The sequence below is a fragment of the Providencia hangzhouensis genome, assembly GCF_029193595.2.
Classification (GTDB): Bacteria; Pseudomonadota; Gammaproteobacteria; order Enterobacterales; family Enterobacteriaceae; genus Providencia; species Providencia hangzhouensis.
In genome coordinates, this window is sequence record NZ_CP135052.1 from 3,575,462 (window position 1) to 3,601,702 (window position 26,241).

Annotated in this window: 23 protein-coding genes; 8 read left to right on the top strand and 15 right to left on the bottom strand. The window is 40.1% G+C overall.

The window, feature by feature from the left end:
• Positions 1-40: 40 nt before the first annotated feature.
• The 4 genes from PZ638_RS16245 to PZ638_RS16260 form a co-directional block, all read right to left on the bottom strand.
• A complete protein-coding gene (locus tag PZ638_RS16245; RefSeq protein ID WP_004257748.1) occupies positions 41-394 on the bottom strand; it encodes a type II toxin-antitoxin system HicB family antitoxin in 354 nt (117 codons plus the stop codon).
• Positions 395-564: 170 nt separating this feature from the next.
• On the bottom strand, positions 565-1,992 hold the full coding sequence (gene hldE / locus PZ638_RS16250; protein ID WP_096864068.1) for a bifunctional D-glycero-beta-D-manno-heptose-7-phosphate kinase/D-glycero-beta-D-manno-heptose 1-phosphate adenylyltransferase HldE: 1,428 nt from the start codon (positions 1,990-1,992) through the stop codon (positions 565-567).
• Positions 1,993-2,084: 92 nt separating this feature from the next.
• The gene (gene glnE / locus PZ638_RS16255) at positions 2,085-4,931 is read right to left on the bottom strand and encodes a bifunctional [glutamate--ammonia ligase]-adenylyl-L-tyrosine phosphorylase/[glutamate--ammonia-ligase] adenylyltransferase (RefSeq protein WP_272674631.1); all 2,847 of its coding nucleotides are present in this window, start codon (positions 4,929-4,931) and stop codon (positions 2,085-2,087) included.
• Between the two features lie 12 nt (positions 4,932-4,943).
• Complete coding sequence (locus PZ638_RS16260; RefSeq protein WP_096864067.1) at positions 4,944-5,906, bottom strand: CYTH domain-containing protein; 963 nt, start codon at positions 5,904-5,906, stop codon at positions 4,944-4,946.
• Positions 5,907-6,186: 280 nt separating this feature from the next.
• Between PZ638_RS16260 and PZ638_RS16265 the strand changes: the two genes are divergently transcribed.
• A complete protein-coding gene (locus PZ638_RS16265) occupies positions 6,187-6,801 on the top strand; it encodes a TIGR04211 family SH3 domain-containing protein (RefSeq protein ID WP_272674629.1) in 615 nt (204 codons plus the stop codon).
• A gap of 14 nt (positions 6,802-6,815) precedes the next feature.
• A complete protein-coding gene (locus tag PZ638_RS16270; RefSeq protein ID WP_096864066.1) occupies positions 6,816-8,045 on the top strand; it encodes a multifunctional CCA addition/repair protein in 1,230 nt (409 codons plus the stop codon).
• Between the two features lie 39 nt (positions 8,046-8,084).
• On the opposite strand, the gene folB is transcribed toward PZ638_RS16270, so the two are convergent.
• Positions 8,085-8,444: a bifunctional dihydroneopterin aldolase/7,8-dihydroneopterin epimerase gene (gene folB, locus PZ638_RS16275; RefSeq protein WP_004257772.1), complete on the bottom strand. Its 360-nt coding sequence runs from the start codon at positions 8,442-8,444 to the stop codon at positions 8,085-8,087.
• A gap of 108 nt (positions 8,445-8,552) precedes the next feature.
• On the opposite strand from folB, the gene plsY reads away from it, so the two are divergent.
• Both plsY and PZ638_RS16285 read left to right on the top strand, forming a co-directional pair.
• Positions 8,553-9,209: a glycerol-3-phosphate 1-O-acyltransferase PlsY gene (plsY, locus tag PZ638_RS16280; RefSeq protein ID WP_004257775.1), complete on the top strand. Its 657-nt coding sequence runs from the start codon at positions 8,553-8,555 to the stop codon at positions 9,207-9,209.
• Positions 9,210-9,491: 282 nt separating this feature from the next.
• Positions 9,492-11,024: a methyl-accepting chemotaxis protein gene (locus tag PZ638_RS16285; RefSeq protein WP_094961092.1), complete on the top strand. Its 1,533-nt coding sequence runs from the start codon at positions 9,492-9,494 to the stop codon at positions 11,022-11,024.
• A gap of 70 nt (positions 11,025-11,094) precedes the next feature.
• Here PZ638_RS16285 and tsaD read toward each other — a convergent pair whose 3' ends face one another.
• Positions 11,095-12,114 (bottom strand): tRNA (adenosine(37)-N6)-threonylcarbamoyltransferase complex transferase subunit TsaD, encoded by a 1,020-nt coding sequence (gene tsaD, locus PZ638_RS16290; protein ID WP_094961091.1) that lies wholly within the window; start codon positions 12,112-12,114, stop codon positions 11,095-11,097.
• A 330-nt stretch (positions 12,115-12,444) separates the two neighbouring features.
• Between tsaD and rpsU the strand changes: the two genes are divergently transcribed.
• From rpsU to rpoD, 3 genes are all read left to right on the top strand, one after another.
• Positions 12,445-12,660, top strand: a complete 216-nt coding sequence (rpsU, locus tag PZ638_RS16295; RefSeq protein WP_001144069.1) for a 30S ribosomal protein S21 — start codon at positions 12,445-12,447, stop codon at positions 12,658-12,660.
• Between the two features lie 170 nt (positions 12,661-12,830).
• Positions 12,831-14,576, top strand: a complete 1,746-nt coding sequence (gene dnaG / locus PZ638_RS16300) for a DNA primase (protein WP_110591259.1) — start codon at positions 12,831-12,833, stop codon at positions 14,574-14,576.
• Positions 14,577-14,763: 187 nt separating this feature from the next.
• The gene (rpoD, locus tag PZ638_RS16305) at positions 14,764-16,617 is read left to right on the top strand and encodes an RNA polymerase sigma factor RpoD (RefSeq protein WP_004257799.1); all 1,854 of its coding nucleotides are present in this window, start codon (positions 14,764-14,766) and stop codon (positions 16,615-16,617) included.
• A gap of 70 nt (positions 16,618-16,687) precedes the next feature.
• Here the strand turns inward: rpoD and PZ638_RS16310 are convergent, their stop codons facing one another.
• Both PZ638_RS16310 and PZ638_RS16315 read right to left on the bottom strand, forming a co-directional pair.
• Positions 16,688-17,080 (bottom strand): hypothetical protein, encoded by a 393-nt coding sequence (locus PZ638_RS16310; RefSeq protein ID WP_110591258.1) that lies wholly within the window; start codon positions 17,078-17,080, stop codon positions 16,688-16,690.
• Positions 17,081-18,412 carry an MFS transporter gene (locus tag PZ638_RS16315; RefSeq protein WP_180312109.1) on the bottom strand — a complete coding sequence of 444 codons (1,332 nt, stop codon included), beginning with the start codon at positions 18,410-18,412 and terminating at the stop codon, positions 17,081-17,083.
• A gap of 99 nt (positions 18,413-18,511) precedes the next feature.
• On the opposite strand from PZ638_RS16315, the gene PZ638_RS16320 reads away from it, so the two are divergent.
• Entirely contained in the window at positions 18,512-19,411 is a 900-nt protein-coding gene (locus PZ638_RS16320) for a LysR family transcriptional regulator (protein WP_206277508.1), read from the top strand.
• 112 nt (positions 19,412-19,523) lie between these two features.
• On the opposite strand, the gene PZ638_RS16325 is transcribed toward PZ638_RS16320, so the two are convergent.
• The 7 genes from PZ638_RS16325 to PZ638_RS16355 all read right to left on the bottom strand — a co-directional run bounded on the left by PZ638_RS16325 (position 19,524) and on the right by PZ638_RS16355 (position 26,215).
• Positions 19,524-19,823 (bottom strand): HdeA/HdeB family chaperone, encoded by a 300-nt coding sequence (locus PZ638_RS16325; protein ID WP_036958008.1) that lies wholly within the window; start codon positions 19,821-19,823, stop codon positions 19,524-19,526.
• A gap of 232 nt (positions 19,824-20,055) precedes the next feature.
• Positions 20,056-21,351 (bottom strand): MFS transporter, encoded by a 1,296-nt coding sequence (locus PZ638_RS16330; RefSeq protein ID WP_112307502.1) that lies wholly within the window; start codon positions 21,349-21,351, stop codon positions 20,056-20,058.
• A 93-nt stretch (positions 21,352-21,444) separates the two neighbouring features.
• Complete coding sequence (locus PZ638_RS16335) at positions 21,445-21,906, bottom strand: RidA family protein (protein WP_094961087.1); 462 nt, start codon at positions 21,904-21,906, stop codon at positions 21,445-21,447.
• Between the two features lie 9 nt (positions 21,907-21,915).
• Positions 21,916-23,076, bottom strand: coding sequence for a M20 family metallopeptidase (locus PZ638_RS16340; protein WP_004257824.1), 1,161 nt, complete (start codon positions 23,074-23,076; stop codon positions 21,916-21,918).
• 15 nt (positions 23,077-23,091) lie between these two features.
• Entirely contained in the window at positions 23,092-24,159 is a 1,068-nt protein-coding gene (locus PZ638_RS16345) for an alanine racemase (protein ID WP_144139858.1), read from the bottom strand.
• An 11-nt stretch (positions 24,160-24,170) separates the two neighbouring features.
• A complete protein-coding gene (locus PZ638_RS16350; RefSeq protein WP_004257829.1) occupies positions 24,171-24,830 on the bottom strand; it encodes a helix-turn-helix transcriptional regulator in 660 nt (219 codons plus the stop codon).
• 284 nt (positions 24,831-25,114) lie between these two features.
• The gene (locus PZ638_RS16355; protein ID WP_004257836.1) at positions 25,115-26,215 is read right to left on the bottom strand and encodes an ABC transporter substrate-binding protein; all 1,101 of its coding nucleotides are present in this window, start codon (positions 26,213-26,215) and stop codon (positions 25,115-25,117) included.
• Positions 26,216-26,241 lie beyond the last annotated feature (26 nt).

Consider the following 26,241-nt stretch of genomic DNA (forward strand, 5'->3'; position numbering starts at 1 on the left):
TTAAATTGAAAAAGTGACACCGATTAAGGCGTCACTTTTGTTATTTGATATTCAGTTCACGCTCAAGCAGCTGAACAATATACTGATTTTTAGAAACATTATGCTCAGTTGTTACCGCATTTAAATAAGCCTCTAAGCGGCTTGGGTAACGCAGCGTAAATGACTTTACCGTTTCTTGTTCTTTGAACGGGTTAATCCCTTCTTCTTGGCAGCCTTCGATGTATTCTGCTAAAGAAATTCGCGCTTCTTTTTTTAACCCTTCAATGCTATCAGAAACAAAATCACAGTAACCACTTACATCTAAAAACTTACCACGAAACGCTTTAATTTCAGCTTCATAGATAACAGATGCAGGATGGCCGTCTATCGTCATCACATTACTGCTTTTAATCATATTCCACCCCTATCGTATTTTCCATGACGTCATATTGTGATATCAAAATCTAAAGCAAAAAAAATATGACGTCAACATTTGACGCCATATTGATTTTAAATAAATAAAAACCTCACGGCGTTTTTACATACCCACGTGAGGTTATTAACTTGCTAATTAATAATGATAAATTAACTGGTTTTCATGATATTTTTGATGATATTGGTTGTAGAAATACCATCTTCAAAGTTAAGTACTTTAACTTCGCCTCCCGCGGCCCATACCTCCGCACTGCCCGCGATCTCTTCAGGGCGGTAATCCCCCCCTTTAACTAAGATATCAGGCAAAACTTCTGCGATTAGACGCTGTGGAGTGTCCTCTTCAAAAGCCACGACCCAATCTACTGCCCCTAAAGCCCCTAGAACGGTCATACGCTGTTCTAATGGGTTAACTGGACGTGTTTCACCTTTTAAGCGGCGTGTCGAAGCATCGCTATTTACAGCCACAATTAGGCGGTCACCCAATTTACGCGCGTTAGCTAAATAAGACACATGCCCAGCATGGAGAATATCAAAACAGCCATTAGTCATCACCACACGTTCACCGCGCAGTCTTGCATTCTCAACCGCTTGTTTTAATTCACTTTCAGTCATAACACCAAAACCAGTGTCAGCACGGCCACGAATAGCGTTTTCTAATTCAATAGGCGAAACTGTTGAAGTCCCTAATTTGCCCACCACCACACCTGCCGCGGCATTAGCTAGTGCGCAGGCTTCATGTAATGGGCGGCCAGATGCAATAGAGGCAGCGAGAACCCCAATAACCGTATCCCCTGCCCCCGTCACGTCAAACACTTCTTGTGCTTGAGTCGGTAAATGCAATGGGGCTTCATCACGGCGAATTAAGCTCATACCTTGTTCTGAGCGCGTAATTAGCAGCGCTTTAAGCTCCAATGACTGAAGCAGCTTCATGCCTTTTTCTTCAACGTCTTGGTTGTTTTTACATGGCCCAACAATCGCTTCAAACTCAGACATATTTGGCGTCAATAAAGTTGCCCCACGGTAACGTTCGAAATTGTTTCCTTTCGGGTCAATCAAGACTGGAACATTGGCCTTGTTGGCGAGCGCTATCATCTTCTCAACATGAGTTAACGCCCCTTTTGCATAGTCAGACAGTACTAGTGCGCCAATGTGTGGCAGTGCTTGTTCTATGCGCTCCAGTACAGGGGCAACATCCACGTTTTCAAAACCTTCTTCAAAATCGAGGCGAATAAGTTGCTGATTACGTGAAAGTACGCGTAATTTAGTAATGGTTGGATGGGTGGGGATAGCCACAAAATCACAACGAACCTGTACGGCATTTAAATTTTTAGTGAGTGCTTTTGCCGCGTCATCAATTCCAGTTAACCCCACAAGGCGTGAATTTGCACCCAATGACGCAATATTCATCGCGACGTTAGCCGCACCACCGGGACGCTCTTCGACCATTGTGACTTTAACAACCGGGACAGGGGCTTCTGGCGAGATACGGTTTGCAGGACCATGCCAATAACGGTCTAACATAACATCACCAACCACCAGCACACCGGCTTGTTTATAATCCGGAAGAGTTACTTTCATCCTGCACTCCAGTCTTAAAAAGGAAATCTGATAATAATTAGCAACAATACTAGCATATTGCGCTGTTTAGCTAAATAAAATGCGTTTGTTCTTTATTCTTCAAGCCATTTTTGCCAACTTGCTAAAACTTGTTCACGTTGCTGAGAAAATTGGCTTATCTCTACACGGCTTGGTAGTGATTGTAATGCTAAGTGATGGAGCTCATTACGCATTGTGACATACGCTAGAGTTAAAGCATTCGCTTCATCTTCTGGCATAAAACCATACTGCGCCATCAACTCGAAAATACGCACATTATCAGACCAACGTGTTAGCGCATTATTTTCTGCGGCAAAACGCAAAACTAAGTATTGTGCGATAAATTCAATATCAGTAATCCCACCAGGATCCGCTTTTAAGTCGAATTCATTGACTTGATGACTTCCTAGGTGCTGATGCATTTTCAACCGCATATCACGCACTTGCTGTTGCAAAGTTTTAGGGTCTCTTGGCATACACAGAGTTTCGTGGCGAGTCTGTATAAATTGCCGTTGTAAATCCTCATCACCAAACACCATTCGAGCTCGAATTAACGCTTGATGTTCCCATGTCCAAGCATCATTTTTTTGGTAATCATCAAATGATTGTATGGTACTGACCAACATTCCTGATTCACCAGAAGGCCTGAGTCGCGCATCAACTTCATACAACACACCAGAAGGGGTTCGAGTACTAAACAAATGGATAATACGCTGAGCAACACGCAAGTAAAATTGGCGAGCGTCAATGGAACGTTCACCATTGGTGACCACATCTAAAGGGCAATCGAAGAGAAAAACAAGGTCTAAGTCAGAGCCATAGCCCAGTTCCCAGCCACCTAGCTTTCCATAACCTAATACCGCAAACCCATATTGTTTTTTGTCACTTTGCTCTAGATGCGCTGGCTCACCATAGCGTTTTACCATTTTTTGCCACGCTTGGTGTACCACCGCATCAATAATTGCTTCCGCAAGGTAAGTCAGATGATCACTGACTTTCATTACCGGCAAAACACCTGAAATATCTTCAGCAGCGATACGCAATAATTGAGCTTGTTTGAATTGACGTAATGCTTCAAGTTGTTGTTCTTCGTCATCTTCTGGAACGCGCATTAAATATTGGCGCAGCTCATCACGATATGCCGTTAGCGGTAAGGGTTGGTATAACGATTGAGGGTCGAGTAACTCATCAAGTAACAATGGGTGGCGAGCTAATTGTTCCGCTATCATAGGTGAAGCCGCACATAAACGAATAACGTGCGTCAAAACCTCATCAAATTCAAGCATTAACTCTAGGTAAGTAGTGCGGCTAACAATGCTCAGTAACAGTGGTGTGATGCGCTCAATGACTTGCCCTGCATCATCACGCTCACCGACTTTAGCCAATAATTTAGGCATTAATTCATCAAGAACATCTCGCCCCCGAGGACCAATGGTGCGTTTATTGAGATCATGACGGAACATCACTATACCGTGAATGATACGTTGTGCAATCTCTTCACTTTTAGACGGCAAATAGCTGGCTAATTCTTCTTTTGATAATTCACTTTGCCATAATGTGATATAAATTTCATCGAATACATCAATGTTCTCAGAGTCATCCTCCTGGCCTATTTGCTCGGTGAATATTTGATGCACAGCAGCCATTTTCTGACTCAAAACCTGATAAAATGCAGGCCAATCAGCAAAGCCCATCCCCCACGCTAAACGCGCCTGATTTAAAGCCTCTTCGGGGAGTGTTTGTGTCTGTTGGTCATCAATACATTGCAGTAAATTTTCGACTCTACGCAAGAAAAGGTAGCCATCTTGCAGAATATTAACCTGATCTTCGGTTAACAATGCGAGTTCACGGATCCCTTGTAACGTTGAAAATAAAGATTGCGACTGTAAAACAGGTTCTCGTCCCCCTCGAATGAGTTGGAAAACCTGTGAAACAAATTCAACTTCGCGGATCCCTCCAGCGCCTAATTTGATGTTATTGACCAAACCACGACGCCGAACCTCTCGCTCAATCATATTTTTCATATTGCGTAAGGATTGGATCACGCTAAAGTCGATATAGCGACGATAAACGAAAGGACGCAAAAGCTTTCGCAAACACTCCTCATAATGGAGGCTATCAGCGCCCATAATACGGGCTTTAACCATCGCGTAGCGTTCCCAGTCTCGCCCTTGTTCTTGGTAATAATCCTCAAGCGCAGAAAAGCTAAAAACCAGCGGGCCGCTATCTCCAAATGGCCGTAAACGCATATCTACCCGATAGACAAAACCATACTCCGTCACTTGATCGAGTACGCGGATCAATTTTTGTCCTAAACGCGTAAAAAATTGTGCGTTATCTAACTCTTTTCGGCCACCTTGGGTCACCCCATTTTCTGGATAAGCAAAAATCAGGTCAATATCAGAAGAAAAATTGAGCTCTCGGCCCCCTAATTTTCCCATCCCTAAAACCAACAGCGGCTGCGGTTTTCCTTCTGCATTACAAGGTGTTCCCCATGACTGACGATATTCTTGATACAACCAGTCTCGCGCTGCAACAACCAAGGTTTCCGCCAATATACTGAGCTGATACATCGTTTCTTTTTGCGTGCTTATTTCTAGCACTTGCATCCATGCGCAGCGCACTAACATATGATGACGAAATGAGCGCAACACTCGCATCAAGTGGTCTTCGTCGCTAACAGATGACAAATCTTGAGCTAACCATGATGCATAACTTTTCCATTCATCGGCTTGTGGTGGTCGAGAGCGAATTTCAAGTAAAAACCGCGGATGTGCTAATACTTGCTTTAACACAAAATCACTGAATGCAAGCACTTGAATTTCTTGTTCATTTAACGGTAATAATTCATTCGTTTGTTCCGCTAACTGGCTTAAAACGCGTTCACCTTGGCTTTGTAATAACTCAGGAAAAGCATGCATATTATCAATACCTTAATGGGCTTCTTGATAGGTTAAAGCACTTAACCACTGGATAAAGGCTAATTTACACTTTAACCACTGGCTGCTATAGCAAAAATCCTCAGCACTAATTGCTTCATCGGCAATATCTGAACGTAATTGTTCCAGTGGAGTGTCATGAATAAAGTGAGGTACAGAATTTTGGTAATGCACTAAAAATGCCTGAACAAAACGTAAAAACTCACTGAAGCCTTGGCGTGCATTGCTGCCATTTGCTAACCAGTAGTCTTCATGCTGCTGGCAAAGTAATTGCATATGCGTTAATGATTTTTCGAGGGGGTACTCTTCATAGTCAAACACCGAATTTGGAGGAGTTAATGGCGCTTTTGTCGGCGATAACAATGAATAACCACGTGCAGCTTTGCTAAGTGATGACAAATGTAAGCCGTCGATATCTGCAAATTTCTTCGCTAAATTGAGTACATCAGCAATAAAGCCTTTTTTTAGTTCTAGTTCAAACTCTTGAATAGGCAAATCCTTTGCGCCAGAGGAAATTTCACCTTGGTCAAAAACCACTTCTATTTCGCTATCTTCAAAAGTCACTAACCACTTTTCACGGGTAAAATTGGTGCTAAAGAGGATATTTAATTCAGACTGAAGCTGTGAAACATCAGTGCCTTCAGGCCAAATTTCAGCCGGTAATGCGGCTAAATCAAGCTCAGGTGAATCAATGTCAACATTATATTCAGGCCGTTGGTGTAAGCCGCCTATCGCCTGCCCAGCCGTTTTCATTGTCATTTCATAACGACCATCACAACCGCGGATACGTAAGCCCATATCCCACTGACGTAACTGCTTATTTGCCGTATCAAAGTAGATATTGGTTAACTTCGTCGGCTCACTGTATTGGTGAGACAATGTCGATAGACACTGTCGTACAGCCTCTATTGCGGAACTCTTAGCGGCAAGTTTGAGTTCAACCTCTACGTGGCTCATACATATCCTTATTTAATTATTTCACTTCACTCATATTACCCCAATCAAGCTAAGCTGAGAAAAGAAACTGTATGATAAACAAAAATTCTACCTGTCATATTTCTTTCAGTGAGTTATATTGAAATTAAAGTAAAAATAAGGGTAATTTAGACAGTTAGGATAGTTCTCATTCTCCTTTAGACTGTAGAGACATCTGCGTTTAGGATTTGCACCCTCGCGTTTTACTCATTAGTATTCAATTAATATAAAACTCATTCACCATCAAAAGACTGTAAATACCATGCGAAAAATTCCATTATTATTAATTTCAATCATGGGGCTAGGCCTTTCCTTAAATTCACATGCAGCAGAAAAACGTTATGTGTCAGATGATTTATCCACATACGTTCATAGTGGACCTGGCACAAAATATCGTATTGTAGGTACGCTCAATGCCGGGGAAGCGGTTGAACTGCTTTCCACAGATAACAAATTTGCACAAGTTCGCGATGAAAAAGGTAGAACGGTCTGGTTACCTGTTAACCAACTCAGCAATACTCCAAGCATGAAAACGCGCATTCCAGAACTTGAAGCTGAGAATCAAAAGCTACGTCAACAACTCGACAATATCGACAGTACGTGGAATACACGAACTGCAGATATGCAGCAAAAAGTGGCTGATAATGACAATATCGTCAGCCAGCTAAAAGCCGAAAATGAAAAATTAAAAAATGAGTTGATCAAATCCGGTAAAAAGCTAGAGATTGCAGAGGTCAACTTAGATGATCGCCGTCGCGAATTAATCTTACAATGGTTTATGTATGGCGGTGGTGTTGCCGGTGTTGGCTTAATTTTAGGTTTGATTTTACCGCACATTATTCCGCGTCGTAAAAAACGTAATGATGGTTGGATGTAATTGAGGCCATTCAAATGAAAGTCTATCTCGTGGGTGGCGCAGTGCGTGACCAACTTCTTGGACTACCTATTTCAGATAGAGACTACGTGGTGGTTGGTACAACCCCCGAGGCAATGCTATCTCAAGGTTTTCAACAAGTAGGAAAGGATTTTCCGGTTTTCTTGCACCCAAAGACCCATGAAGAATACGCTTTAGCCCGAACAGAGCGTAAAATTGGTGCGGGCTATACTGGTTTTAGCTGCTATAGCGCACCTGATGTGACCATTGAAGATGATTTGCTACGTCGCGATCTGACAATTAACGCGATAGCACAAAGTGAATCAGGTGAAATTGTTGACCCATACCAAGGCGTGAAAGACCTCAAGAGCCGTGTTTTACGCCATGTTTCTGATGCATTTTCTGAAGACCCTTTACGGGTCTTGCGGGTTGCTCGTTTTGCTGCTCGCTACTTTGAGCATGGTTTTACTATCGCACCAGAAACATTAACCTTGATGCAAACAATGGCCGCTACAGGGGAATTATCTCACCTCACCGCTGAGCGCGTTTGGACGGAAACAGAAAAAGCGCTGAAATCAAATTCCCCACAGGTGTATTTTGATGTTTTACGCCAATGTGGTGCTTTAGCTGTACTTTTTCCTGAAGTTGATGCGTTATTTGGTGTTCCTGCCCCTGAAAAATGGCACCCTGAAATTGATACGGGTATCCACACTCTAATGGTAATGAAAGTGATTGCCGAGCTATCTAATAATGTGGATATTCGCTTTGCTGCCTTATGCCATGATTTAGGTAAAGCGCTGACACCGCCTGATATTTGGCCGAGTCATCCAAACCACGGTGAGGCAGGTATTCCATTAATAGAAACTCTCTGCGCAAGATTAAAAGTACCCACTACGGCTCGTGACTTAGCCCGTCTAGCGGCACGCTATCATGATAAAATTCATGTTATCAATAAATTACCTGCTAATGAGCTAATTGCGATTTTTGATGGGCTTGATAGCTGGCGTAAACCAGAACGTATTGAACAACTGAGTTTAATCAGTGAAGCGGATGCAAGAGGCCGGTTAGGGCTCGAACAGCAAACGTACCCACAAGGGATATATTTCAAGCAGGCTTTTACTATCGCACAAGCGGTTGATGTCAAACCTATCGTTGAACAGGGATTTAAAGGCCCTGAAATTCGCCAAGAACTTACAAAACAACGCATTGAAGCGGTAACAGATTGGCAGCAGCAACAAATCATCTAACGACCATAAAACTGGCGGCTAAACACCGCCAGTCATCATTTAAGCGGTTTTCATGCCTCTTTCTATAATAACCCCAACCTGCTTGGCTCGCGCCACGGCTCCCGGCTTAGCCACCTTAATACGAACCCATGGGCTAGCAAACTGTGTCATCAATAACTGTGCAACTTCTTCAGCAACACGTTCTACTAACCCAAACTTGTTATTCCCTACATGAGCTAGGATAGCCTGACTAACTTTGGCATAATCTAGGCAATATTCTACATTATCGCTCATAGACGCGCGTTTGTTATCCCATCCCATTTCGATATCGAGCACGAGTTTCTGTTCAATATCTTGTTCCCAGTCATATACACCAATCGTGGTGATGACTGATAATTGCTCAATAAATACGATATCCATCACGTCATTTTCTCATTTATGTACTGAATTGATACCACTTCAGCAAAAATATGCGTATTATCCAAGACTGAAGTGAATTTATGGCCTTAACCGTTTTTGGAGTTAGCTATGAGTGCAACCGCGCTTGGCATGATAATCTTCGCCTATCTTTGTGGCTCAGTTTCGAGTGCGATACTGATCTGCCGTTTGGCGAGACTACCCGACCCCCGTCAACACGGCTCTGGTAACCCTGGTGCAACTAACGTATTACGTGTAGGCGGTAAAGCAGCCGCTGCCGGAGTACTCATTTGTGACGTATTAAAAGGGATGATACCAGTTTGGCTTGCTTATTATTTAAATGTGCAGCCATTCTATCTTGGCTTTGTTGCAATTGCAGCCTGTCTTGGGCATATATATCCCATTTTCTTTCGTTTCAAAGGCGGAAAAGGGGTAGCAACCGCATTTGGTTCAATTGCTGCTATTGGTTGGGATCTTTCTGGTTTAGTCGCAGGGACATGGTTACTTACGGTATTGCTTAGTGGTTACTCATCACTCGGCGCGATTGTCAGCGCCTTACTTGCCCCCTTCTATGTTTGGTGGTTTAAACCTGAATTTACCTTCCCTGTCGCCATGCTGTCTTGTTTAGTGTTAGTTCGCCATCACGGTAATATACAACGCCTTTGGCGCGGTCAAGAAAGCCGTATTTGGCAAAAACTAAAAAACAAAAAGCAAAAAACCAATAAAGAAATAGCCCAAGAAACCAAAGAACAAGAACTAGATGACTAATCGTTAATATCGTTAATATGATTTTTCCTAAGAAGAGCTGATTTCAGCTCTTTTTTTATGCTATTTGCCTTGTTTAAAATTTCCAAAAACTCCCCCAATAACAACCGTTCGATATCTCTCCTTAAAACTGTACTGATAGCAATTTGTGCTACGTTACATTTTTGCCATAACCAGCGCACACTTTTAAAAAAAAGTTAAATAATTGCAAATTTATTACTAAGGAATATTTAAAAGCTGTCGACTATATAAAAGGAAAATTAAACAATAATAATGGTATTTATAATGAGCAGAACCCCTTATATCACTCAAAACGAATATGTATTAGATGAAAATATCACCTTGATGACAACCAGCGATTTGCAAGGAAATATTGTCCACGCTAATGATTTCTTTGTACAGGTTAGTGGTTATGAATTAGATGAGTTATTAACACGTCCACACAATATTATCCGCCATCCGGATATGCCCAAGGAAGCTTTTGCCGACATGTGGGCAACACTTAAAAAAGGAGAACCTTGGACTGGTATTGTGAAAAATCGTCGCAAAAATGGCGACCATTACTGGGTTCGAGCCAATATCATTCCAATGGAACGAAAAGGGGCTATTACAGGCTATATGTCTATTCGGACACGCGCAACACGTGAAGAAATTGCTACGGTAGAACCCATCTATGACGCAATGAATGAAAATAAAAGCCAACGAAAAATTTTTAAGGGAATTGTGCTTTCTAAAAAAATGCCATTTCACTTTTCAACATATTCAACGCGTTCGCGTATCCGGCTAATCATGAGTTTGTTATTTATTCTTTGGCTCATCATGGCAAGCTTCATTCCCCAGCCAATCGCACCTCTTATGATGATGAGTGCCTGTACATTTATCACGTTACTGATCGGTAATGTGGTATTTGAAAAAATGCTAGCAGCGCCATTGGAAGACATCACCAAACAAGCACTTGGTATTGCACGAGGAAATCGACATAGCGTTAACCATATGCAGCGCACAGATGAAATTGGCTTAGTATTACGTTCTATTGGGCAACTGGGGTTAATCTGCCGCTGGTTAATCAAAGATGTCTCCGAACAAGTTGATAACGTTCGCAAAGGCAGTGAATCTTTGGTTTCTGACTGTCATGAATTAGAAACACATACTCAGAGAACCGTCGGATACATGCAACAAACCGTTGCGACAATGAACCAAATGTCCGTTTCTGTAAAAATGAATGCCGATAATACTATTCAAGTTGATCAACTTTCCAATACCACCAGCGAAACCGCAGTCAGTGGGGGCGCAATGATGGAAGCTGTTGTTGATACCATGAATGAAATTGTCAGTAGTACCAGCAAAATCAATTCCATCACTGATGTGATTAAAGACATCGCATTTCAAACTAATATACTCGCGTTAAATGCGGCGGTAGAAGCCGCGCGTGCAGGTGAACAAGGGAAAGGCTTTGCTGTGGTTGCCAATGAGGTCCGTAGCCTTGCAAGCCGCAGTGCAAGCGCAGTGAATGATATTCGCGAATTAATTAATGATTGTGAAAAGAAAGTCAATTCAGGAAAAAATCAAGTCCATACGGCAGGAGATACCATGAAGGAAATTGTTGACCAAATACAAAACGTCACTCAATTGATCACCCATATTAGCCAAGCGACCTCTGAACAAGCGGCTGGTATCGCCGACATTACCCAAGCAGTCAGTGAGCTCGAAACCATCACACAACAAAGTACATTACTGGTAGAGCAAAGCACAGAGACATCAACGATGGTAAAAGCACGCTCAAGCCGACTTGAAGATGCTGTTGTTGTTTTACATTAATATCTAATTGAATAGCAAAAGGGCTGTCATCCAGCCCTTTTTACAAAAAATATGAATTCATTAACAATGATTATTTTTCTAAGGGTGGTAATTCAGCCAAAGGCCAGCGCGGGCGAACTGTTACACCAAGCCCTGCCGTTGTTCCACCTTTAAGACGAATAAGCCCCGCTAACGCAATCATCGCACCGTTATCTGTACAAAACTCAGGGCGCGCATAAAAAACTTCACCACCGCGCTGTTTGAGAACGTCTTCCATTTTAGCTCTGAGAGCTCGATTAGCACTAACGCCGCCGGCCATCACCAAGCGTTTAAAACCAGTTTGCTCCAATGCACGTTTGCATTTAATCGCAAGCGTATCTACCACCGCATCTTCAAAGGCTCTCGCAATATCTGCACGGGTTTGGTCGTCATCCGCATTTTCACGAATAGTATTGGCTGCAAAGGTTTTTAACCCTGAGAAGCTGAAATCCAGCCCTGGTCTGTCGGTCATTGGACGAGGAAAAACAAAACGACCTGCTGTGCCTTGCTCTGCCATTCGAGATAACACAGGGCCTCCAGGGTAGTCTAAGCCTAATAATTTAGCTGTCTTATCAAACGCTTCACCTGCCGCGTCATCGATGGACTCGCCAAGTAGCTCATACTCACCAATTCCCGTCACACTGATAAGCTGGGTATGCCCACCTGAAACCAGTAACGCAACAAAAGGGAATTCAGGGCTTTTCTCTTCTAACATCGGTGCCAATAAATGGCCTTCCATATGGTGAACGGCCACGGCAGGAACATTCCATGCAAAAGCTAATGAACGCCCAACAGTTGCACCAACCATTAAAGCCCCCACCAAACCAGGGCCCGCAGTGTAAGCTACAGCGTCGATGTCTTCACTGGTTAAATTGGCTTCTTTCAACGCCGCTTGAATTAACGGCACTGTTTTACGAATATGATCACGTGAAGCCAATTCAGGCACGACACCACCATAGTCTGCATGAACTTTAATTTGGCTGTATAATTGATTGGCTAATAAGCCACGCTCATCATCATAGATTGCGATACCAGTTTCATCGCAAGAGGTTTCGATACCTAAAACACGCATTGCACTACCCTTGTTTATTGCATAACCGCAAGTCTATCACTATTTTCGTTCAATCGCGTAATTAATGTTGTCAAAAGGCTGACTTTCCTGACTGTATAGTCTATAATCAGTCCCCTGTAATAAAAAATTTCGTGTGGCTAATTCTCATTATTATCTGGTTTTGTTTGCTTTTTCATCAAATGAACTGCTAATCAGGTAATCTTGTGTGATTCAATTTTATACGGCACTTTACAAACCCGTACTCATTGAAGTAAAATTCCGCACCATTTTAAATGAAGGCTGGTGAATCAGTACCAGCAACAAACCGATTTCTATTGAGGTGAGAGGCACATGCCGGTAATTAAAGTACGTGAAAACGAGCCATTCGACGTTGCACTGCGTCGTTTCAAACGTTCCTGTGAAAAAGCAGGTGTTTTAGCTGAAGTTCGTCGTCGTGAATTCTATGAAAAACCAACGACTGAACGTAAACGCGCTAAAGCATCAGCTGTAAAGCGTCACGCTAAGAAACTGGCTCGCGAAAACGCACGCCGTACTCGTCTGTACTAATTGTTTGCGGTGAAAGCCGCATTCATTGCAGACGATAGCTAATACAAAACTTTAGTTTCTCTCGTAGTCACTCAGTTTTTGTAGTAGTAAATAGCTAAGCAGTTAAAGGCCGTGCTTTCCACAAGGAAGCGCGGCTTATTATCGTTCATCAACAGGCGAAAAAGAGGCTTATGGCTGGACGAATTCCGCGTTCATTTATCAATGACTTGTTAGCAAGAACCGACATCATTGATTTAGTCGATGCAAAAGTCCCGTTAAAAAAACAGGGTAAAAACCATCACGCTTGTTGTCCGTTCCATAATGAAAAAACGCCTTCTTTTACTGTAAATGGTGAAAGGCAATTTTATTACTGTTTTGGTTGTGGTGCGCATGGCAATGCCATCGATTTTTTGATGAATTATGACAAACTCGATTTTGTCGAAGCTATCGAAGAATTATCTGCACTACACGGCCTTGATGTCCCATATGAAAAAGGAACGGGTTCAAGCCAAATAGAACTTCATCAACGGCAAAATTTATATCAGTTGATGGAAAAAATTAATCAATTTTACTGTGCTGCCTTAAGTCATCCTTCTGCTAATAAAGCGAAAGATTATTTAAGCCAACGTGGTTTAAGCACTGAAATTATAGAGCATTTTTCGATTGGCTTCGCCCCTGCGGGCTGGGACAACTTGCTCAAAAAGTTTGCTGTAAACCCAGAAAGTCGCAAACAGCTTGATGATGCTGGCATGTTAGTGACAAATGATAATGGCCGAGTCTATGACCGCTTTAGAGAGCGTGTCATGTTCCCAATTCGGGATAGGCGCGGTCGTGTGATTGCCTTCGGTGGACGCGTATTAGGAGATGCTCTTCCTAAATACTTGAACTCCCCTGAAACCGATATTTTCCATAAAGGTCGCCAGTTATTTGGCCTTTATGAAGCAACACAAAACAGTAATGAATTATCAAAATTACTGGTAGTTGAAGGTTATATGGACGTTGTTGCACTTGCTCAGTACGATATCCGCTATGCGGTTGCTTCACTGGGTACATCAACAACCTCAGAACATATTCAGTTACTTTATCGTTCAACAGATACGGTTATTTGTTGCTATGATGGTGACCGCGCTGGCCGAGAAGCGGCATGGCGAGCACTTGAAACAGCCCTACCTTATCTGACGGACGGCCGTCAATTGCGTTTTATGTTTTTACCAGACGGCGAAGACCCTGATTCATTAGTACGTAAAGAAGGCAAAGACGCTTTTGAGCAACGCATGAAGGATGCTCAAACCCTTTCTGCTTTTTTATTTGATTCACTTGTGCCACAGGTAGATTTAAAAACGCAAGAAGGGAAAGCAAAATTTAGTAAACTGGCTATCCCTTTGATTAAGCAAATACCTGGTGAAACGCTGCGCCTTTATATGGCACAAGAGCTAGGAAATTTTATTGGTATACCGGATATTTCTCAAGTTCTTGCTATGATTGATAGAGAGAGCACAGAACAAGTTAACTATCAGGCTCCCAAATTAAAACCAACCACAATGCGAATACTTATCGCGCTGTTGGTACAGAATCCGAACTTTTCGGAGCTTGTTCCCTCATTAGAGGGAATTGCCCATATTCAAATGCCGGGGCTTTCTCTATTTCAGGAATTGGTCGATGTCTGCCGTTCCACCCCCGGAATGTCAACTGGGCAGTTGCTAGAGCGTTATCGTGATAATAAATTTGCGAAACAGCTTGAAAAACTGGCAACGTGGAACGATATAGAAATAGAGGAGATAGCGGAAAATACTTTTATAGATGCCTTAAACCATCTATTTAATAGCGCACTCGACGAACGTTTCGACTATTTGATAGCAAAAGAACGAACTGAAGGGCTGACCCCAGAAGAGCGCGAAGAAGTCCGCTTAATCACTCTTTCCAGAGTGAAAACATAATCTAACCCAAAACAGAATTAATATTTTAAACGGCTTAAGTGCCGATAAACACAAGGCAAATGCCTGTAAAATGCTACGAAAATAAAGGGCGTAGCGAATAATAAATATTCCCTTTGTATGTTCTTGTTGGCCGAATGTTTCGCCGACCGACACCAATCTAAATACTCAGAAGTGTGGATACCGTCTTATGGAGCAAAACCCGCAGTCGCAGCTTAAGCTACTCGTAACCAAGGGTAAAGAGCAAGGTTACTTAACCTATGCTGAGGTCAACGACCATCTGCCGGAAGATATCGTCGATTCAGATCAAATCGAAGATATCATTCAGATGATTAATGACATGGGCATCCAGGTCATGGAAGAAGCACCTGATGCCGATGATTTAATTTTGGCTGAAAATACTTCCGATACTGATGAAGATGCAGCAGAAGCCGCTGCACAAGTGCTGTCCAGTGTTGAAAGTGAAATCGGCCGTACAACCGATCCTGTTCGCATGTATATGCGTGAAATGGGAACCGTCGAGCTTCTCACTCGAGAAGGCGAAATCGACATTGCAAAACGTATCGAGGATGGTATTAATCAGGTTCAGTGCTCTGTTGCTGAATATCCTGAGGCTATCACTTATCTTCTTGAGCAATATGACCGTGTTGAAGCAGGAGAAAGCCGTTTATCTGATTTAATTACTGGCTTTGTTGACCCTAACGCGGAAGAAGATCTTGCACCAACAGCGACTCACGTTGGCTCTGAATTACCACAAGAAGAGCTTGATAAAGACGATGACGAAGACGAAGAAGATGAAGACGGTGATGACAGCGATAGCGATGACGATAACAGCATCGATCCTGAATTAGCACGTCAAAAATTCTCTGATCTTCGTGAGCAATATGAAAAAACGCGTCAACATATTAAACAATATGGCCGTAGTGATGCAAAAACGGCTGCCGCTATTGAGCAGCTTTCCGAAGTATTTAAAGAATTCCGTTTAGTTCCTAAGCAATTTGACTATCTGGTCAATAACATGCGTGAAATGATGGACAGAGTTCGCTTACAAGAGCGTACCATCATGAAACTATGTGTTGAGCAGTGCAAGATGCCGAAGAAAAACTTCATTACTTTATTCAGTGGTAATGAGACCAGTGAAACTTGGTTAACTGCTGCAAAAGCAATGAACAAGCCTTGGTCAGAAAAACTACTTGAAGTTGAAGAAGAAATTCTGCGTTGCCTACAAAGACTGCGTCAAATTGAAGAAGAAACGGGTCTGACTATCGAACAAGTTAAAGATATCAACCGTCGTATGTCTATCGGTGAAGCGAAAGCACGCCGTGCGAAGAAAGAGATGGTTGAAGCAAACTTACGTCTGGTAATTTCTATCGCTAAGAAATACACCAACCGTGGCTTGCAGTTCCTTGACCTGATTCAAGAAGGTAACATCGGTCTGATGAAAGCCGTTGATAAGTTTGAATATCGCCGTGGTTATAAGTTCTCAACTTATGCAACTTGGTGGATCCGTCAAGCTATCACGCGTTCAATTGCAGACCAAGCACGTACTATTCGTATCCCGGTTCACATGATTGAAACTATCAACAAACTGAACCGTATCTCTCGCCAAATGCTGCAAGAAATGGGCCGTGAGCCATCGCCAGAAGAACTGGCAGAACGCATGCTAATGCCGGAAGATAAAATTCGTAAAGTACTGAAGATTGCTAAAGAACCTATCTCTATGGAAACCCCTATCGGTGATGATGAAGATTCACATTTAGGTGATTTTATTGAAGATACAACTTTAGAGCTGCCTTTAGACTCAGCAACGTCAGAAAGCTTACGCTCTGCAACTCACGAAGTGTTAGCAGGCTTAACCGCCCGTGAAGCAAAAGTGCTACGCATGCGTTTTGGTATCGACATGAATACTGACCACACCCTTGAGGAAGTTGGTAAACAGTTTGATGTTACCCGTGAGCGTATCCGTCAGATCGAAGCGAAAGCGTTACGTAAATTACGTCACCCAAGCCGCTCAGAAGTTCTGCGCAGCTTCCTTGACGAATAATTGATTTATTTATATCTAAAAACACCTGCTCCGGCAGGTGTTTTTTTATGGTCACTAAAACCATGGAAAGCTACACTACCGGTGTTTCATGCAAATAAACCCAAACACACTTTTCGGGTTCGACCCTGATACATGCAGTCGAAATTCTTAACGACTCAATACCATTTATTTGCTGTTTTTCTTGATACTGAACCCAGCAATAGCCATTGTCTTCGCGCAATGGAATCAGATTAATACACTCTGTAGAAAATGATGTTCTAGCCCCTACATTCTGACTAAATAACTGAGTCACTGCATTTAATCCAATACAATGGCCTTGTGTGGTAACCATTTTGAAGTTGTCATCGAAGCTGGCTAATAACGGCGCCAAACTTTTATTACCACGACGCCCTGTAAAAATATCCTCAATAAGAATATGTAAATCCACCACGCTTTGCTGCGCTCTTTCCATTGTTTCACTCATTTATTTTTCCTTGATCACTGAAATTAATGAAAGTAACCCGAGTATTGATGCAATAAGAAACGTAAGTTGATAACGTAATAAATCACTCGAGAAAGTCATTAAGCTAAATATAGAAATAAATACGACTGCACCAACACTAAATGCGACTTGTCGATTAATATTCCATAACACGCTACCTTGAAGTAAATCTTTGTCTTTGAAATCCATCAACGAGCTAATTTGTGCAGTATTGGCGCTCAACCCTCCACCCATCCCCATCAATAAATAAGCAATTATCAATAAACTGAGCTGGCTGGAAGATGAGACCCAATAAAGCAGAAAAATACCAAGGCTATGTAATGTAATACCAATAATAAATAATCGTTTTTTTCCTATCTGTAAGTAAAGACGTCCACCAGTTAACATTGATATTACCGCCCCCAATGCATATAGCACCATAAATAGCCCGGTTTTTGCTGCACTGAACCCCATGTTCTCTTGTAGATTAAAAATATTGAGTAAATTAACTCCCGTAAAAATACCGGGAACAGCATAGTAAACAATAAAAGCATTACGCAGATTGCTATTTTTCAATAACTGAAAATTTAAAATAGGTTCTCGACATTTTTGGGCATATTTAAGGTAAACAATAAATACGAATACAGAAGTAAAAAAGCTCGCCAAAGCCAATAGTAAATTGTGATAATCATTATAAAAAGAAAATGATAATAATAGGCTTAACAAACTTAAACTCACCATTATTAGCCCCAAAATATCTGGCTTTTCTCTTATTTTTTTCCCATCATTTTTTATCCATATCCAAGCGAGTACTGCCGTTAGTAATGAGAAAGGTAAATTAGAATAAAAGACCCAATGCCAAGACAAAGAATCAATAATTAGGCCGCCAATTGTAGGTGAAAATGCGGGAGCAATTAACGCGACTGTCATAATCAATGTTGATATACGCTGACGATCATTATTTGGAAATAATGCAAAAACTAACGCCTGACCTACCGGAATTAATAACCCTCCCGCAGCCCCTTGGATAAAGCGCCAAAAAATTAAGCTATATATTGAATCACTGCTTCCACTGAGCCAAGCTGCAATAGAAAAAAGTAGCATGGAATAACACAGTAATTTTTGGTTACCTAACCTACCTGCTAACCATAAGCTGATTGGCATCACCAGAACTAAACCTAAAATATAGGCATTGGCAACCCAAGCCACTTGAGATTGGCTTGCTGAAAATGATGCAGCAATGTCAGGCAATGCTATCGCTGACATAAAAATATTAATACAATCAATAAAGAAACCGAGTAAAAATACTGTGGCAATTTTGTATCGATAAGTCATGGGCTTCCTCCGGTGGCAAAGAATAGGTTTAAGTACTTTCTTTGTCGATACAAGGGAGGTAACATGATTGTTTAATAAAAAAGAACAATCTTTATCATTATGCAAAGAAACCTTAAAAAGATTATCAGTTTTCTACAGGTTGTTGATTCGGGTTCATTCACTAAAGCCGCAGATATTTTAGGGCTAAGTCGCTCTATGGTTAGTGTCGATATCAAACAATTAGAAGGTCAGCTTAATGTAAGCTTGCTAACACGAAACACGCGAAATATTGCATTAACAGAGGTAGGAAAACATTTTTATGACGACTTTAAACGTATTCAAAATCAAATAAATGAAGCATTCGAAAAAAGCCAAAATTTAGGAACGAATATTGCTGGTTTGCTACGTTTTTCATCAACGAGTGAATTTGGCCAACGTTTTATTTTGCCGCTACTCCCTGAATTTTGCCGCCTTTATCCTAAGTTAAGGTTACAATATTCATTTAACTCATCATTAGATGACCTGATCACAGAAAAACTCGATTTATCTATTCGATTAGGTAATTTAAAAAATTCATCTCTTAAAATGAAAAAACTGGGTGAATATGAGATTTACTTAGTCTCCACTCCTGAATTTCTAAAAAAATACCCAATCAAACAACTCACTGATTTAGCAAATGTCCCATGGATTAACCATGCGCTATTAAACTGGCAAGATCCTCAATATTTTTTACAGAATTCAAAAAATGAAAAATATTACTTACCTTTAATTAAAAGCCAATATGAGTCTAATTCTGCGGCCGTTATTCACCATATGGTGCTAGCCTCTTTAGGTATTGCTATCTGCCCTGCTTGGATGGTTGACGACGACTTGCAGCATGAGCGTTTAGTTCATGTGTTACCCGAATACCGTTTACCGAAACAAAATATTCAATTACTTTATCCAAATACTTTTGTTTTACCGGCTAAGACACGTGCATTTATCGATTTTTTAGTCGATAAATTAGCTGTAAATAAATAAAGATATATCGATTCAATGTTTCTAAAGTGTAGTTTCTAATCTACCACAGTATAAAAACTCATTTTTCTCATTGTTAATGGCTATTATGCCCTCCATGGCATAATAGTTAGCATTATTTCTTAGATGCTAAATAATCTTGCAGAGTGCCTTCCGGTTTTTTCTTACAAAACTCAACAATCTGAGGGACCTCAGCAACACTTTGCTCTGTTAGCGCAACATAATCTCCACCTTTAAATTGCGTTTCTTGGTTTGTTACCCATAACGCAACAGGTGCCCAGCTTTGAGGATCTAAATTAATAAATTGCTGGCAAGTCATATTCTCAGGTGTAACCGTATTTTTGTCAGCTGCCATTGAGTTAAATGAAATTGTAGATACAGCAAATAATACACTAGATATAATAACCTTTCTCATTTTAAACTCCTTTGGAAAATTAAAAACATATAATCATGTGGCTGGTTATTATTAGCATATTATTTATGAGAATTACATATTCCAATTTTGATGATTAAATTTATACTGAATTAAAAAATCGAATAACAGACAATAAAAACAATCAATTACAAACAATGACCTAATTAGAGCATCAATATAAGATTTGTTTTTTATAGAAAAGCCACTTATAAAAAGTGGCCATAAAATTTAACTATACTACTTTTACTTCCATCTCTGCAGGGTCTTTAATTGGTTCATTAACAAAGAAGAAATAAACCAATGATGCAAGGAATGCGACCGTTGCACAAACAACAAGGGCTAAGGTAAATGAATGTGTTTGGTCAATAATAATACCGGTAATAATCGGAGCAAATGACCCTCCAATAAAACCACCGAAATTTTGAATACCACTCACTGAGGTAATTAAACGAGAAGGCACTGAAACTAAAATCAATCCCCAAGCAGAAGTCCCTGCAAAGTGAATAGAAAACAAGGCCATACTAATACAAGCAACAGCTGAAAATGTGCTGTCAGTATAAGCAGCAGGTAGTGTAAATATGGCAGCAAATAATAAGCCTAAGCAAATCATCCATTTACGGCTTTTCATTTTGTCAGCACCACGTTTCACCACATAGTCTGCAACAACACCATTTACGAGCATTCCAAGCGCACCAAATAAAAAGGGTATTGCGGCAACCCAGCCAGTTTTTTCTAGACTTAAACCTCTGGAGTTTTCAAGATAAGCGGGCAACCATGTTAGATATAGCCAAACCATATAACCCACACCATTAAACCCAATAATCATTCCCCATAAAGAACGTTGTTTAAATAATGATGCCCATTCTTTGAAAGAAACTTTATTCGTTGAAGATGGTGGAGCTCCGTCATTTAAATAGTTTAATTCATCATCTGTTAATTCTAATTGTTCACGATTACGATAGAAAATAAACCAAAGTATAGACAGAATAATCCCACTAATACCGATAATAATAAACATTGTACGCCAGCCAAAAGCTAACATTAATGCAATGAGCAAAGGTGGAGCCAGCGCTTGAGCTAACGTAGAGGACATATTAACAATCCCCATAGGTAACCCTCGTTCACGAATATTATACCAATCATTAACGACTTTAACGCCTGTAGGTAAATGTGGGGCTTCACCAATACCTAAAATAACTCGCGCAATAATTAAATGGGTAAATGAAGATAATAGCCCTGTAACCGTTTGTGCTAACGACCATAAGAACAAACCAAAGCCATAAATCTTTTTAACTCCAAAGCGCTCCATTACCATACCTATAGGTAATTGGCATAACGCATAACCAAATGAAAATACTGATAACAGTAATCCCATTTGGGTTGCACTAAATCCTAATTCTTTACTTATTGTAGAGTTAGCAATAGAGAGTGATGCTCTATCTAAAAAGTTAATGATACCTGCTATCAACAAAAATGTAAGCGCAATAAGCTGCCAGCGCTTTAGTCTTTTACTCGCATGTAGTGACATAATTAAGTACCTTTAAGACGTAACAGGACCCTGCGGAATAATATTTACTCCGCAGATTTATTTTATTAATAATCTTTAGTTGTTATCTATTATTTACGACTTTAGCTTTAATATTAATTCTATTTCCACTGGCGTATCAAAAGGCAATGTATTCGTACCTATTGCTGAACGTGCATGCTTACCTTTATCACCGAGTATTTCAATTAAAAAATCTGAAGCTCCATTCATGACTTGTGGCTGGTTTTTAAAATCATCAGTGCTTTGTACAAAGCCCAATAATTTTATACATTCATCAATTTTATCTAAATCTCCTAAATAGGCTTTTAACGAGGAAAATATATTAACAATACACTGTTTTGCTGCTTCTTGGCCTTGCTCGACTGTTAATTCTTTACCTAATGTACCACTATAAATTAATACTCCATCTTTTTGACAATCATGGCCTGATGTATAAAGTAAATCACCATACTGCTTAATAGATACATATGAAAACTTTGGTGCCTCTGGTGTGGCAAGTTTAATTCCTTTTTCTTCTAATTTCTTCTCAATATTCATTCAATTTTCCTATTTATTCAGCAATGTATTTGCCATGTCATAATAAATTTCAGCCGCAAGATATAACTCTTTTATTTCAACAAACTCATCTTTAACATGAGCTTGAGCTAGTCCCCCAGGCCCCATAATAAGTGTAGGGATCTGGCTGGTAACCGAGAAAAAAGGCGCCTCACATGTCGCTTCAAATATTTCAGGTAGCGCTGTTTTTTCTGTGAAACGGCTCACTGTATCTAATGCAACTTTAGTTAATTCGTGATCCGCTGGGATATCTGAAGCGGGAATAAATAAGTAATTGTCTAAGTGATAATCTATCTCTTCACCTTTATTATATTGCGCGATAGCTTGATGTAATCTCGCTTCTATTTCTTGTTTTTCTTCCCCTGGAACGAGTCTTCTATCTATTTCAATATCACAATGCTGAGGAACAATATTCGGAGCTGTGCCACCATTAATAGTGGTTATAATCATTGAAGCACTACCTAATAGTGGATGACTAATTTCCTCAACAGAAGCGCGATGTTGTTCTATAGCAGGTAGTATTTTAGACATCTTAGAAATTGCACTATCAGGATAACGAGTTTTTGCTGCATGGCCTGCAGTGCCTTTAGTACTTAAATTATAGCGGCTAACGCCTTTATGTGCGATGCATACACCAAGAGAAGTTGGCTCACCAATAATGGCATAATCTGCAGAAATTCCATCTTTAATATAATGCAGCATGCCAAGATTAATTCTCTCCTCATCCACATTAAATACTAAAGTTAAATTACCTGAAAATGTATCTTGATTACGTTTTAATAATGTTGCCGTATACATCATTGCAGCAACACCAGATTTCATATCTGCAGCCCCTCTCCCAAAAACCTTTCCATCTTTAATCACAGGGTCGAATGGCTCGGTACTCCAACCACAGCCACAAGGCACAACATCTATATGACCGTTAAATAATAAATGTTTACCTTTTCCTGAACCTTTTAAATGTGCAATAACATTTGGACGACCAGGAGCTACCTCTTGCATTTCAACATCAATATTTTCTTGTTTAAAATAATGATATATAAATTCAGCAACTTGTTGTTCTTCCCCTGGCGGGTTTTCGGATTTATGCCGAATTAAGGCACAAAGAAGCTCTAGCAACTCATGTTGTTGCTGTTCATTTAATTTATACATTTTATTCTCCGATATTTAATATCGTGCGTCTGGTGTAATAATATGGCCTATTTCATTATTATTTAATGCATATATTTTGTTTGTTAAATTAGGAATGACACAACTGTGATTCGGTATAATATTTAATACATCACCAATATTTAATTTAATTTGTTTTGGGTCATAGCGAAGATAGCCATGTTCTTCATTTAATTTAACTAGTTTTATATTTGGGTCTTCCACTATATAACCAAAGCCTGGTTCTGCAGATTGGTCAGAAGTTAATGTTTTTGTCCCTGCATCTACTGTTGCATACCCCTCAATAGGAATACTCACAACAGTTGTTCTTATTGTTAAAGCGCAATCTTCAGGCGTATAAATACCACCATAGATAGCATTCATATCTCCAAAAATAAAGTTCCCAGCCCGTGACTCTGTAATCCCTTTTAATTCATCAGCATAGAATGAAGATAGTGTTGACCCGCCAGATGTCCGAGGCGCTGTAATACCCAATTTTTCTAACCGTTCTTGGCAAGATAATAAAAGATCTGCTTCTGCTTTTGCCGCTTTACGTATTTCAGGCTCGGTTCGGTATTGGTATATTGTTCCTGCATAAGTAAATACACCAATAATTTTCAAATTAGGTAATTTTTGTATTGCCAGTGCAAATGGCTCTAAGTCATCTAATTGAATACCTTCCCGGTGAGCACCATAATCAACAGCAATATAGACCTCAATAATTTGGTTTTCTTGCTTTGCTGCTGCTGATAATTGTTCAGCTCCTTGTAGGCTATCAATAATCGTTCTTAATTTTATTTTTTTAGCTAACTCAATAAATTGCTGACATTTTTGTTCACCAATCATTGGGTAAGCAAGCAGAATATGATCAATTCCGCCTTTCGCCATAACCGTCGCTTCTTGCAATGTGGCACATGTAATTCCTTTTGCACCACAGGCGATCTCAAATTTCGCTAATTCTACTGATTTATGTGTTTTTATATGCGGCCAGTGTTCAATACCTTGCTGTGTTAGCTTGCCTGTCATGCCTCTGACATTTTTTTCAAGTTGCTGTAAGTCTAAAGCAACGTAAGGCGTTATTGGCATAAAAACCTCTCTTATTCTTCATTATTGTCTTCCCCTTTTAATTCCGCTAAATAGGTATAAAGGGTATATTTGGAAATATTTAAAAACTCACAGATTTTCTCACCTGCTTTTTTGATTAAGAAAGCACCTCTATCATCAAAGAATTTAATTGCATCCATTTTTTCTTTTTTACCCATATTGATGACAGGGACTTTGATAACCTGCATGCATTCTTGAATAAGGTGATCTAAAATTTCATTGACGTCCGTGACAAAAACTTCCTTAACCGTATCTTGCTCAATACTATTACGTTGTGTAATACCTTGAATGGCTTTTTCTGCGGCAATAAATTCTGAGATATCTTGATTAATACAAAGCGCCCCAGAAACTTTGCCAGTTTCATCACGTAAATAAATTGAAGTTGAACGCAACATTTTCCCATCTTTGGTTTGGGTAAAATAATTGTATTTGTCGCCATCAACATCTGTCCCACGCAGTACCTCAAGCCCTAAATTACTACTTGGGTCTCCCACCTTTCGTTTCGTAACATGGCCATTAATAATTGCAACAATACTACTTTCTAACCCTTTGCTATGGTCATGTAATACCACTTCACAATTGTCGCCAAATTGGCCCGCAATTCCTTTCATAACTGCCAATAACATTTCAAAGTTGTCTTGAATAATTTTCATCTTCTACCAAACTTATTTTAAGCCTAACTAAATATTAGTTAGATAATAATGGAGACTCAATCAAGATTTGAGCAATTTGTGATCTATCTCTTGATTCTAGCTAACAAATTTTTAGTTGCCATGACTAACATAGCAATACTCCCAGTTTATAAAAAAACTGGGAGATATGATAGAACAAAGGGTTTCAGAGAGTTTATTGATAAATGGGAAGCTATGCAGAGACAAATTAGCGACCTAACTTTTTGTTAGTTTCTATTACCAACAAAAAGTTAGCAGCCCTATTTTTATAAACTCACCCAAAACACGCCAGTTTCTCGGATCTCTGTAAATTGATTTTGGAATTCGACTAAGTTTTGTTCTGGATTTAATGCGCTAAATCGTTCTGGATGCATAAATTTAGCCATAGCTTCAATGGCAAATATATTCATCGGATTGTTGTAAAAATTATGGTAAATCGCCATAACGCGCTTTTCTTTAACTGCCGTTAATGATGAGATCCCTTGTCTATCCATTAATACTGATAACTGCTTCTGCACGTTAGCTTTATTTGCATTATATCCTAAGCTTACTGCGAGCGAACGACGATTAAAGTTGTGCCAATCGGCGCCTGTCAGTAAATAATATTCTGGGTTTAATGTAATAATATTCTCAATGGAACTTTCAGCCCCTTTTGCAGGAAAGCTATCTGCAACTAGATTATTTCCACCTGCCAGGGCCGCTAAAGAACCGTAACCTGAACGACCATAAAGTTGACAACAATTATCGCTAAATAACCCTGCATTCGCTTCAATCAAAACAGTTGGAAATGGCTGAGCTAATTGGCTTTCAATCGCATCTAATTTTTCTTGATACAGTTTCGCAAACTGTTCAGCTCTTTCTTGTGTTCCTAATAATTTCCCTAATAATAAAATACTTTTCGGCGTGTTTTTCGCGATATCCATTCGAAAATCAATAAAAATAACTTGAATACCGGCGGCTTCAAGTTGCGGTAAAATTTGGCTATCACGCATCGCACCATAATTAGCCTTATGCATAATTACCACATCAGGCATTAATTCGATCAATTTTTCAACTTGAAGACCCGCTTCACGAGTTTTCTTTAAGGTTGGAATTTTGTCTAATTCAGGCAACACACTGAAATAAGCTTGTTTTAAATCTGGCGCGTACTGCGTAAGCGAATCACTCCAACCCGCAATACGAGATATCCCACTTTTACCCGCAGCAATATCCACTGGCAAAATATCACGACTATCCACCAAAAATAATTTTTCAACGGGAAGATTAACTGTGACTTCACGACCTTGTAAGTCGGTAATCACCGTTGGCGTTTTTGCCTGCCCCCAAAAGCTTAGTAAGCACAATAATCCTGTGAGAAATAATTTCATGGAAAATCTTTTACCTTAAATTTAAA